This window comes from Parasphingorhabdus sp., assembly GCF_059726685.1.
This window is the reverse complement of the sequence record NZ_AP041068.1, coordinates 863789-874669: the sequence shown is the minus strand read 5'-3', so window position 1 is coordinate 874669 and position 10881 is coordinate 863789. Positions and strand designations below refer to the sequence as shown.

The 10881-nt window shown below is 57.2% G+C and carries 9 protein-coding genes; 5 read left to right on the top strand and 4 right to left on the bottom strand.

Annotation, left to right across the window (positions count from 1 at the left end; genetic code table 11):
- Positions 1-67 precede the first annotated feature (67 nt).
- Positions 68-856 (bottom strand): hypothetical protein, encoded by a 789-nt coding sequence (locus AC6I9Z_RS04340; RefSeq protein WP_497811230.1) that lies wholly within the window; start codon positions 854-856, stop codon positions 68-70.
- Between the two features lie 255 nt (positions 857-1111).
- Between AC6I9Z_RS04340 and AC6I9Z_RS04335 the strand changes: the two genes are divergently transcribed.
- Positions 1112-1531, top strand: a complete 420-nt coding sequence (locus AC6I9Z_RS04335) for an MAPEG family protein (protein WP_461458571.1) — start codon at positions 1112-1114, stop codon at positions 1529-1531.
- A gap of 202 nt (positions 1532-1733) precedes the next feature.
- Here the strand turns inward: AC6I9Z_RS04335 and nudC are convergent, their stop codons facing one another.
- The 3 genes from nudC to AC6I9Z_RS04320 are packed head-to-tail and all read right to left on the bottom strand — an operon-like array spanning position 1734 to position 5154.
- Entirely contained in the window at positions 1734-2642 is a 909-nt protein-coding gene (gene nudC / locus AC6I9Z_RS04330) for an NAD(+) diphosphatase (RefSeq protein WP_109356206.1), read from the bottom strand.
- Between the two features lie 20 nt (positions 2643-2662).
- Positions 2663-4015 carry a serine hydrolase domain-containing protein gene (locus AC6I9Z_RS04325; RefSeq protein WP_461458573.1) on the bottom strand — a complete coding sequence of 451 codons (1353 nt, stop codon included), beginning with the start codon at positions 4013-4015 and terminating at the stop codon, positions 2663-2665.
- A gap of 2 nt (positions 4016-4017) precedes the next feature.
- The gene (locus AC6I9Z_RS04320; RefSeq protein ID WP_461458575.1) at positions 4018-5154 is read right to left on the bottom strand and encodes an A/G-specific adenine glycosylase; all 1137 of its coding nucleotides are present in this window, start codon (positions 5152-5154) and stop codon (positions 4018-4020) included.
- Between the two features lie 27 nt (positions 5155-5181).
- On the opposite strand from AC6I9Z_RS04320, the gene AC6I9Z_RS04315 reads away from it, so the two are divergent.
- The 4 genes from AC6I9Z_RS04315 to smc all read left to right on the top strand — a co-directional run bounded on the left by AC6I9Z_RS04315 (position 5182) and on the right by smc (position 10878).
- Positions 5182-5880, top strand: a complete 699-nt coding sequence (locus tag AC6I9Z_RS04315; RefSeq protein WP_461458577.1) for a DUF721 domain-containing protein — start codon at positions 5182-5184, stop codon at positions 5878-5880.
- Positions 5880-6587, top strand: coding sequence for a DsbA family protein (locus AC6I9Z_RS04310; RefSeq protein WP_461458578.1), 708 nt, complete (start codon positions 5880-5882; stop codon positions 6585-6587). Before AC6I9Z_RS04315 ends, AC6I9Z_RS04310 begins: the two co-directional genes overlap by 1 nt.
- Before the next feature lie 36 nt (positions 6588-6623).
- Entirely contained in the window at positions 6624-7370 is a 747-nt protein-coding gene (locus tag AC6I9Z_RS04305; protein ID WP_461458580.1) for a thioredoxin domain-containing protein, read from the top strand.
- Between the two features lie 70 nt (positions 7371-7440).
- Positions 7441-10878, top strand: a complete 3438-nt coding sequence (gene smc / locus AC6I9Z_RS04300) for a chromosome segregation protein SMC (protein ID WP_461458581.1) — start codon at positions 7441-7443, stop codon at positions 10876-10878.
- The last annotated feature ends 3 nt before the right edge of the window (positions 10879-10881 follow it).

The window sequence follows — 10881 nt, the reverse complement described above, 5'->3', positions numbered from 1 at the left end:
GCGATAGCCAAGGGCACGGATGTGCCCGTCCGACGCTTGAGGTCCAAAAAAGAATCCTCTCCAAAGTTCACACAATTCTCACAGCCTCTTCCTCCCCGGCACCTTCTGCTTCGCTCTCCTCCTCATCATAAAAACCGCTACGCTCCAGAAACCCGCTGCGATCCGCCCGCTCCCAGTCGAGATCATCCCACTCCTCACAATCTGCAATATCCAGGTCGGACACATCAATATCCTCCGGCGCCATTGCCATGATCCGCTCGCGCCCCTGCTGCAGGCGCAGAGCGTTCATGATCTGCGCGTTGGAAAGGGAGGATTGCGGCGGCTCTGCCGTCCGGCCAGTCCCGTCAATCTCGTCCACCAGTTCTGCACAATCATCGCCTTTGCCGATGCCCTCTAACAAATCATCAAACCTCTCGGCAGCCACCCGCGCCGGCTTGCCGGCCAGATCAATCCCGTCCGCCATCCTGTCGAGCCGGGATAATGCCGCCAGAAACAAGGGCGCGCTCCAGCGTTCGCGTGTTCCTACTTCCTCACCCTGATGCCACACCGCCTCGCGCCAGCCATTGAGCCCCTTGTCCATCAGCTCATCCTGAAAGATATCGCGCGCATGGATGATCGCGGCATCCCACGCCCGGGCAAAGGCCCGTGCATCAGGCCGCCGCCTGAGCTTGTAAGCGCTTTCCCGAGACAGTCCCGCATAGCGCGCTGCTGCCCGGACATTACCGGTCCGCGCCAGCGCCTCGAGAAACACCACCTGCCGCTCCGGCGACCAGCCATCATGGCGCGCCCGGGGCTGCGCCAGATCATCGGTGGCAGGGATATCGGTGAAGTCATCGCGAGAAGGTTGCTCGGTCATAATCATGTTCCTTTGCGTTAGAGAAACAGACAAGATAACCTATTTGGTTAGATGTAGGAAAGGGGGGCGACAGGACGTGGCCGAAAATGTCTGCTTTGTCCTGTAAGCAAACATTAGAGTTTTTGTAGCCATGCTGGTAATGAATTTTCATGACCTTTCGACATTAGGATTCCGAAAAACGCTGGACTGATCGAGTGACAGTTGCTCAGAATAGTCTTCAAGAAACGATAATTCATCCAAGAAAGCGCACCAACTATGACAGACGCACAAATCATATATCCCATGTTTGCCATGTTTCTGCTGACAGGACTGGTTTTTATCTCCTTATTCCGGGCGCGCTCAAGCGCGGTTGCCAGAGGTGACATCAAACCATCACATTTTCTCACATATTCAGACTACCAAAAGGAAGCACCACGAACACTCACCCTGTCGCGTCATTTTTCAAATATGTTTGAAACGCCAGTTCTTTTCTACACTGTGTGCCTTGCGATTATAGTCAGCGATGCGATCCATCCTGTGCTGGTCGGCCTCGCATGGACCTATGTTGCCATGCGTGTTCTACACGCCCTGATCCACACCGGTTCTAACAATTTACGCTGGCGCATATTCGCTTATTTTGGAAGTTGGATAGTTCTTTTTGCTCTCTGGGTTGGTTTGATCATAAACGTCTCGTAGTTCCAAAATTTCTTACAGGCCAACCGATTTTGAACAACACTCATTGATGGTGCGTTCAGGATGGTTCAATATGATTTCTCTCAATTTTCGCGTTTTGCACCCATAGTGACTCTCCTTGCTGCCCAATGCGGGAATGATCAATATGTCCCGTGTTGCCTCAAAGTGTATCCCAATGCGGATGTCGGCCTTTGCGTCGAAGCCCTCACCGTTCCTGTTCATCCACCCAGTTTTTAAGTAGATTATAGGCTATCGCAAACGGTGGCGGCGCAATAAACGGAGCATCGGGATCACCGTTCATCGCGGCTTTCACTTCATCGAGCGAGAACCATGCGGCTTCCTCAATTTCTTCCTCGTCCAGTGTCAATGTCGGATCGTCAGTCACACTGGTACAGGCCATCATCAGTGATGACGGAAAGGGCCAGGGCTGGCTGGCTATGTAGCGGACATTGCGGACCTTGATGCCCGCTTCTTCCCATAATTCCCGAGCGACGCCGCCTTCGATACTCTCGCCCGGTTCGATAAAGCCGGCCAGCGCGGAAAAACGCTTGGGCGGAAAGCGGGGCTGCCGGCCGAGCAGGATTTTGCCTTCACATTCCGCCAGCATGATCGCCACAGGATCGGTGCGCGGAAAATGTTCGGCGCCGCAGCCGTCCTTTTCCTTGTCGCATTGGCGGGCCCAGCCGCCTTTGCGGGATTCCGTCGGCCGTCCGCAATTGGCGCAAAACCGGTGACGGGCGTGCCAGTCCACCAGGCTGCGCGCCGTTGCATAAATGGCCGCCTGCTCCGGCGGCAGGACGCCCAGTGACTGCCACAATCGCGGGTCAGCGGTGGGCATGGCGCTCCCGGCGCCATTAAGCTCCGCAAAACAGGGTGTGTCTCCGTCCATGCCAAGGAGCAGCAGGTCATTGTCCGGCGAGGCTTCGTAAAGCGGTCCCCAGGCGAGATCGCCCATGGCGTCAAAAACGGGGCTCAAACCGTCGAGCTTCAGCAAGCGCGCATTGGGGCGCATCATGGCTTCTTTCAGCCGTTCAGGATTCACCCGGACCTGATCCGCACGGTCCATGGTTCCGCCAGCAAAGGTCGGGATGATGGCGCTTAGGTCGGTCGTCATGATCGGACTGACGCTATTGCTCACGGGCTGGTTTTTCCTGCGCCTGCGGACATCTGCTGCATCAGGTCGGCATAGACATATTTCGGAAATTCCGACTGGAACGGATAGGTGTTGGAAGGCATGTACTGCGTATACCCGCCTGCACGGAACCCATTACCGGTATCGACAAAGGCCGATGTGCCGGCAGCGCCGCCCCAGCCAAATGTTCCTGCCGGACTTGCCGTCGTCCCCAGACCAGCGCGCCCGCCTGCGCCAAAGCCATGATTGGCAACCCATGTGCCTTTCATGTCGGCGCCTTCCGGCAGCAGGTTGGACATGCCAAGCTTGGCCGTCTCGGGCTGCATGATTGCGGTGCCTTTGTACGTGCCGAAGCCGAGCAGCATGGCGAGAAACTTGTCATAATCCGCCGCTGATCCGACCAGTCCGGCGCCGCCAAAGGCAAAAGCCGGCTTGTCGAGATAAATGCTGTTTGCGGCCGGATCGATCGGGATCAGGGTGCCGCCAAGGGGCGCATAATTGTCGGTAAAGTCAGCCACCCGGTCAGCGGGAAGCTGAAAGAACGTATCCTTCATGCCCAGTGGATCGAACATGCGTTTCTGCAAAAATTTTTCCAGTGGCATGCCCGAAGCCACCTGAACGACATAGCCAAGCAGGTCGATACTAACCGAATAGCTCCATTTTGTGCCGGGCTCATAGACCAGCGGCAAGGAAGCGAGATTTTTCGAAAAGGTCGCGATATCCGGCGTTGGTGGTCCGGGCTCCGTTCCGGGAAGCGGCATCCGGCTGACCACACCGGGCGTTATGCCCTCGGCGAAATAGGCTTTCCGGATTGGACCTTTGCTGATGATGTTATACCCCAGACCAGCAGTATGGGTCAGCAAATGGCGAATGGTGATCTGCGTTCGCGCCGGGACGGTCTCGTCAAGCGATCCCTCGGGATTCTGCAGAACCCGCATATCTGCAAATTCCGGCAGAATATCGGCGACCGGCTGGTCAAGTTTGAGCTGACCATCCTCGATAAGCATCATGATCGCCATGCCGGTTACGGGCTTGGTCTGCGAATAGAGCCGCCACAAGGTGTTCATATCAACCGGCTTTTCACCGCCCAATTTGTGGGTCCCGGCGGAAATCATCATCGGGTCAGACTGACCCATGCCGATGGCGGCAAGCATCCCGGCCACTTTCTTTTCCGCGACATAGTCGTTGATAATCTTGGTCAGGCCGGGGAAAGGCGCGGCGGGCCGGGCCAGCGAACGTGCAATAGCTGCACCAGGTGTACCAGCCAGAAAGGCACCGGCGCCAATGGCCCCCAGAACTGATCGGCGGTTAAAGGCTGCAACTATGGTTTTGTCGGCCGTCTTGTTGATCGTCATATTCATTCCTTCAGTTTCCGTTTCACAGCCCAGTCCACCGCTTTGGCAAATAAGGTTGGCAGGCCTGCATCCTCTATCTCATGTACCGGCCACCAGATCGCATCATCGAGTTGGGGGCCAAGTTCGGCTTTTCTATTATCACCCTTGTTAATAACGATTTTCTCGGTTTGATAAACCGCCAAATCAACCTCAAGCGAAAAATGGGTGAAGCTGTGCTGAACAACATTCTCGTGAAGCTGCCAATTGCCGTCCAATGGCGGCTGGCCATGGCCGTCTTTTCCCGCCGCCCAGTCATCATCGGGTAGAGCGCGCATGGAACCCAGCATTCCCTTCGCCGGGCGGGTGACGAGCAACAGTTTATCATCCTGTTCAATCCAGAAAAATCGTCCTCTACGTGTAGGTTTGGCCTTTTTGGGTGGCTTGACGGGATAACGTTCCTGATCACCCTTCGCATAGGCTGCGCAATCAGCCTGCACCGGACAGGTTTCGCATTTTGGCGCCTTGGCCGAGCAGATGCTCGCGCCGATATCCATACAGGCTTGTGCAAAATCTCCGGCGCTATCACGTGGTGTCCGGGCATCCGGCGTCAGGGCATCCATGGCGATTCTAATATCCGCCTTGCCCTTTGGCAGCGGCGTGTCGATTGCAAAAAGCCGTGCGACGAGTCGTTCGATATTGGCATCGACAACCACTGCCCGCTGACCAAAGGCAATCGCGGCGATCGCCGCCGCTGTATAGGCACCGATTCCGGGTAGCTTGAGCAATTCCTTTTCCTCAGAAGGAAATATGCCGCTCAAATTATCACACACATAGCAGGCACATTTGTGCAGGTTCCGCGCCCGCGCATAATAGCCAAGCCCGGCCCATGCGGCGAGCACGTCTGCCTCGTCCGCCTTCGCCAAATCTGCGACCGTCGGCCAGCGCTTGGTAAACTTCTGAAAATAGGCGATAACGGCTGCGACGGTGGTCTGCTGCAACATCACTTCAGACAACCAGACATGATAAGGATCCGGCAAGCGACCCGCCGCCGACAGCTCAGGCGGCACCCGCCAGGGCAGATTGCGGGCGTTATCCACATAATGTGCACTGATTTTGGCGGTGATATTCTGCGCTTTACCGGTTATTTTGTCGACGCCCATAGGGTGCCTATGCCATGATGGCTTGTGATGGCGAAGGAAAATAATCCGAACAGCGAGAAGCCGAAGCGCAAGGGCGCCAAGCGCACGGCCGGCGCTAGGAAATTCAGCAAGTATCAGCGCCCGCGCGGCGGTGAAGCGCGCAGCATTTCTGATCTGATGCCGGAAATCGGCCGCGCTGCCTTTCGCCGCTATGGTTTCATCCAAAGTTCAGTCGTGAGCCGCTGGCCGGAGATAGTCGGAGAGCGTTATGCGGACGTCTCCCTGCCCGAATCAATCCGCTTTCCCCGCGGTGAAAAAGAAAGCGGCACGCTTCATTTGCTGGTTTCCGGTGCCCATTCGACCTTGATGCAACATATTACACCCGAGATTATCGAGCGGGTGAACCGCTTTTTCGGCTATGGCGCGATTAGTCAGGTGCGATTCAGGCAGGGACCGGTAAATCCACCTAAAGATATTGAAAAACAAAGAGAAAGGCGTGTGGCACCCCCGCCATCACTAAAGCCCGCACCGATAGAATTGGGCGACAGCCTGCGCGATATTGGTGACCCGGAATTGAACAGGGTGCTGGAATCATTGGCCACAGCTATTGCCAAGTCGGAAGGCGCTCCGCAAATAGAGGAACCACAGCCTATTGCCATCGTGGGAAAAATCGGCGGCGGCGTGAAGCGCCAACCGAATGAAGACGGGCCGGCAGAGAAAAGGCCAGAAGGAAAAAAGGACGAGTAATGAAATTCGCAAGCGCGTATCTTGCTTTGGCAACCCTCGGAACAGCGGTTCTGGCCTCGGCGCCCGTAGCCGCCCAGTCACAGACAACACAGACGGATTGGACCCAGCGGGTCACGATGTCCGAAAAAGGCGGGCATGTAATGGGCAATCCCCTCGCTTTGCATCAACTGGCCGAATATATGAGCTATACCTGCAACCACTGTGCGAATTTCGAAGCGCAGTCTCATGATCCGCTAAAATCAGGTTTCATCCGGAAAGGCCATATCAGCTTTGAAGTCCGCAATCTGGTTCTCAACCCGATTGATCTGACAGCGGCGATGCTTGCGCGCTGCGGAGGGCGTACGAAATTTTTTGGCAATCACCGGGCGATACTGACGTCTCAGGCAAGCTGGATGCAGACCTTTCAATCTTCCTCGCCCGCTGTGATGAAATCATTGAACGAAGGCACTGTTCCCGAACGGCTCAAGAAAATTGCCAAAGCAGCCGACTTTTACGGCCTGATGCAGAAACGCGGTTATTCAAAGGATCAGGTCAATAGCTGCCTTGCCGACAAACAGGCACAGGATAAAATTTTGGGCATGACCAAATATGCCACTGGAACATTGAAGCTGACCGGAACGCCCAGCTTTACGTTGAACGATCAACCTATCGACAAGGTTCACAGTTGGGCACGCTTGCGGCCTGCCCTGCTCGCCCTCCCTGAATGAATGAAACATCTTATAGAAATAACAGGAATATCTAACATGTCTAAATCACTCTATCTGGCTCCTATTGCTCTCGCACTTGCGCTTACCGGATGCGGCGGCGCTGCGGAAACCGCCGAGGGCGGAGCAACATCTGGCGAAGCCATTGCGGCCGTCGCTGCACCGGATGGCCAAAAATGGTCGGAAACCGTCGCACAGACTGAAGCTGGCGGTTATGTGATGGGCAATCCTGATGCGCCCATTAAACTGGTCGAATATATGTCGATCACCTGTTCGCATTGCGCCACTTTTGGCGAAGAAGCCTTTAATACGATCCGCGATGAATATGTTGAATCAGGACGGGTAAGCTTCGAAATCCGCAATTTCGTTCGCGATCCGCTGGATCTGACCGCCGCGATCCTGTCCCGTTGCGGCGGTGAAGGTCCGTTTTTCGCATTGACCAAACAGGCGCTAAGCAACCAGGGTCCAATGTTTGAAAAGGCTCAGGCCATGGGTGACGCGACGTATCAAAGTGTATTGTCTCAGGAACCGAATGTGCGTTTTGTCAGCTTGGCCGAACAGCTCGATCTGATCAGCTATTTCCAACAGCGCGGGGTTTCTGCGGATCAGGCCAAAGCCTGCCTCAGCGAAACGGCGACCGCTGAAAAACTTATGGCGGACACACAGACAGCGGTACAGGATTTTGACATCCAGGGTACACCGACCTTCCTGATCAACGGTCAGAAGATCGATGGCACGAGCTGGAATATGGTGGAAACAAGATTGAAAGAAGCAGGCGCCCGGTAAGCGCCTGTTATCGCTTGGGGGAAGCGAGTTTAATGCGAGTGAATGATAACAGTCAGACAGGGCAACCTGCGTGCAAATAAAGAAGCTCAAACTTTCGGGCTTTAAAAGCTTTGTCGATCCCACCGAGCTGCGCGTTGAAAAAGGGCTGACCGGTGTGGTCGGCCCCAACGGCTGTGGTAAATCAAACCTTCTGGAAGCGATCCGCTGGGTCATGGGCGAAAACTCGCCCAAGTCGATGCGCGGCGGCGGCATGGAAGATGTTATCTTTGCCGGTACGGATCAGCGGCCACAGCGCCAATTTGCCGAAGTTGCTTTGCATGCCGAACGTGAAACGAATGACGTGTCATCGCTCCATGTCGGCGACAATGATAGCGAGCTGGAAATTGTCCGCCGTATTGAACGCGGTGCCGGCTCTGCCTATCGGGCGAACGGCGTTGACGTCCGGGCCAAGGATGTCGCGCTGATTTTTGCAGATGCCGCAACCGGCGCGCATAGTCCTGCCCTGGTCAGTCAGGGCAAGATCAGCAATGTGATCTCCTCAAAACCCACCGACCGGCGCGAAATGCTGGAAGAGGCGGCCGGCATTTCCGGGCTGCATGTCCGGCGTAAGGATGCCGAGCAGAAATTGCGGGCCGCCGAAAAAAATCTGGGGCGCCTCGATGACATATTGGGCGATATGGAACAACGGGCATCCGCCCTGCGCCGACAGGCCAAACAGGCAGAGCGCTACAAGAAACTGAGCGGTCAGATTACCACTGTGGAAGCGCGTCTGATTTTCGCGCGCTGGAAAGAAGCAGCAGCAGCAGCCGATGCCGCCAAAGCAGAAGCGGAAGCGGCGGAAGCCAAGGTCAATACGGCGCAGAACGCACAGCAATCGGCGGTACAGGCGCAAAATGAAAGCGCCAGGACACTGGGTTTGCTGCGCGCCGATCTTACCAAGGCGCGCGAGGAAGCCAGTGAATCCAGCCACCGCCTGCTCTCGCTGACCAACGAGCGGGACAATCTGAAATCACGGCTGCTCGACCTGCAGGCACAGGCTCAGCGGATCAAGGATGACAACGCGCGCGAGGATCAATTGACCCGCGATGCGATGGAGGCCTTGTCGCGGCTCGAGCAAGACGAAAAACAGCTGTCCGCCGAACTCGTCACATTGGAGGCAGAACGCCCCGAGCTTGAAAAACAGGCCGAAAGAGCCGAGCGTGCTGCAAGTGACAGCGAAGTTGAACTCGCCAAGGCAGTGGCCGAGGAAGCCCGGATACAGGCCGAGATCAAGGTTGCCAATGCCGCCCTGGAAGCCGCTGAGACCCGTCATAACCGGTTGGCCGTGGAGCTCGACCGGCTGGCGGAAGAGCGTGCCGAAATGGGGGACGAGGCCGAACTGGAAAAGGCTTTTGCCGACGCTGTGGCGGCGCGAGAAGCGGCCCAGAAAAAAGCGGACGGCAGCGGGTCGCAAATTGCACAGCACGAGGCCCAGCGGCTGACCGCCAGTGAGGCGCGCGATGAGGCGGAATCGGCGCTTGCAACGATGAAAGCCGAACTGGCCGGCCTCTCATCCGAACATAGTGCTTTGGAACGGGAACTGTCCAAGGGCGAGAGCGACCACAAGGCCATTGATCAGGTGAAGGCAGCGCCGGGCTATGAGCGCGCATTGGCCGCGGCTCTGGGAGACGATCTGCTGGCTTCCATAGGTGAAGACGGCGACCGGTTCTGGGGTGGCGGAAATGCTTCTGCACCGGCAAAAGCCCCCGGCGGAACCGAGACATTGCTTGATCACGTCCAAGCTCCCAAAGAACTGCACAGCCGCCTTTCACAAATTTTCGTTGCCGACAGCGACGCCAACCAGTCGCTCGCCGTCGGTCAGAGACTGGTTACCAGATCGGGAGCCTTGCGACGCTGGGACGGTTTTGTCGCCCGTGATGATGGCAATGCCAGCGCCGAACGGCTGGTGCGCGCCAATCGCCTGGCCGAACTGGCAGGCTTGCTCGAACCGGCCGAAGCGAAAGTCGCAGCAGGCGAAACGGCATTGCACAGCAGGCAGGCGGCCATTGCCACCGCCGAAGAGCAGCTTGCCGAAGCGCGGGTCGCCCGGCGCGAGGCAGAGGATTTGCTGCGCCAGGCGCTGCGCGAAGCCGATCAGGCGGAAGAAGCGCTCGGTTGGCTGCAAAAGCGCACGGCCAGTCTTTCGGAGCGGGAAGCGGCCCTGAAAGAAGAGGCGGCGACCGCGAAGACGGAGCTGGAAACAGCCCGGCAGGAACGCACCAGTCAGCCGGATGGTGCCGCACAGGAAAGAGCCCGAGCGGCCCTTCAGGATCAGCGCGATGCGGCGCGGCAGCAGGTCATGTCTTCGCAGGCCGCCTTGTCCGGACTGGATCAAAAGCTCGCGCAGGTGAAGGAACAAAAGGCCGTCGCCGCTGCTCAGATCAAATCCTGGCAGGATCGCTCCAGCGAGGCCGCCACCCGGATGGCCGAAATGGCCAAACGCGCGCATGCAATTGAGGCGGAAGTCGAAAAGCTGGCAGACCGCCCGCGCGTTATCGAAGTCGAGGTGACCAAGCTGCAGGAACAGCAGGATGCCCTGAACGCCGTCGTCGCTGAAAAAGACGCAGCGCAGCAAACGGCTGAACTGGCGCAGCGCGATCATGAAGACCGGTTAAACGCCACCAGCGAGGCGCTCAGCCAGGCGCGCGAGGAACGCGCAGGAGCGAAGGCACGGGCCGAAAATCAGGACCTCCGCCGCGTGGAAATGGGCCGGATTTCCGGAGAGAAATTTGAATGTCCGCCGCAGATGCTATCCGAAAAATGCGAATTTGATGAAGCGACGGTCGGCGGTGCTGAACTGGAATCGGCAGAACTGGAAAGACTGACGCTCAGCCGGGAGCGGATCGGCCCGGTCAATCTGGTCGCCGCCGATGAGCTGGAAGAGCTGGAAACCGAATGGGAAAAATCGACCAAGGAAAGCGAAGAGCTGAACGAGGCGATTAACCAGCTGCGCGGCTCCATCGGCAGCCTCAATCGCGAAGGGCGGCAACGGCTGCTCGCAGCATTTGAAGAAGTGGACCAGCATTTCCAGCGGCTGTTCACGACCCTGTTTGACGGCGGCAAGGCGCATCTGGAACTGGTGGATAGTGATGATCCGCTCGAAGCCGGTCTGGAAATCATGGCACAGCCACCGGGCAAGAAGCTGACATCGCTGACACTGCTATCAGGCGGCGAGCAGGCACTGACCGCTGTGGCCCTGATCTTTGGCCTGTTCCTGACAAACCCCGCGCCCATCTGCGTGCTCGACGAGGTCGACGCGCCGCTGGATGATGCGAATATCGAACGCTTTTGCGACCTGCTCGACAAGATGGTCGCGGAAACCAACACGCGTTATCTGATCGTGACCCATAATGCGGTGACAATGAGCCGCATGCACCGGCTGTTCGGTGTCACGATGATTGAACGCGGAATATCGCAGCTGGTATCGGTGGATCTCGATGCGGCGGAAGAGTTACTGGCGGCGGAGTGAGGG

Coding starts and splice junctions, on each gene's coding strand:
- nudC (WP_109356206.1), bottom strand. CDS start 2,642: ATGACGACCGACCTAAGCGCCATCATCCCGACCTTTGCTGGCGGAACC.
- AC6I9Z_RS04320 (WP_461458575.1), bottom strand. CDS start 5,154: ATGGGCGTCGACAAAATAACCGGTAAAGCGCAGAATATCACCGCCAAA.
- AC6I9Z_RS04325 (WP_461458573.1), bottom strand. CDS start 4,015: ATGACGATCAACAAGACGGCCGACAAAACCATAGTTGCAGCCTTTAAC.
- AC6I9Z_RS04315 (WP_461458577.1), top strand. CDS start 5,182: ATGGCGAAGGAAAATAATCCGAACAGCGAGAAGCCGAAGCGCAAGGGC.
- AC6I9Z_RS04340 (WP_497811230.1), bottom strand. CDS start 856: ATGACCGAGCAACCTTCTCGCGATGACTTCACCGATATCCCTGCCACC.
- AC6I9Z_RS04310 (WP_461458578.1), top strand. CDS start 5,880: ATGAAATTCGCAAGCGCGTATCTTGCTTTGGCAACCCTCGGAACAGCG.
- AC6I9Z_RS04305 (WP_461458580.1), top strand. CDS start 6,624: ATGTCTAAATCACTCTATCTGGCTCCTATTGCTCTCGCACTTGCGCTT.
- AC6I9Z_RS04335 (WP_461458571.1), top strand. CDS start 1,112: ATGACAGACGCACAAATCATATATCCCATGTTTGCCATGTTTCTGCTG.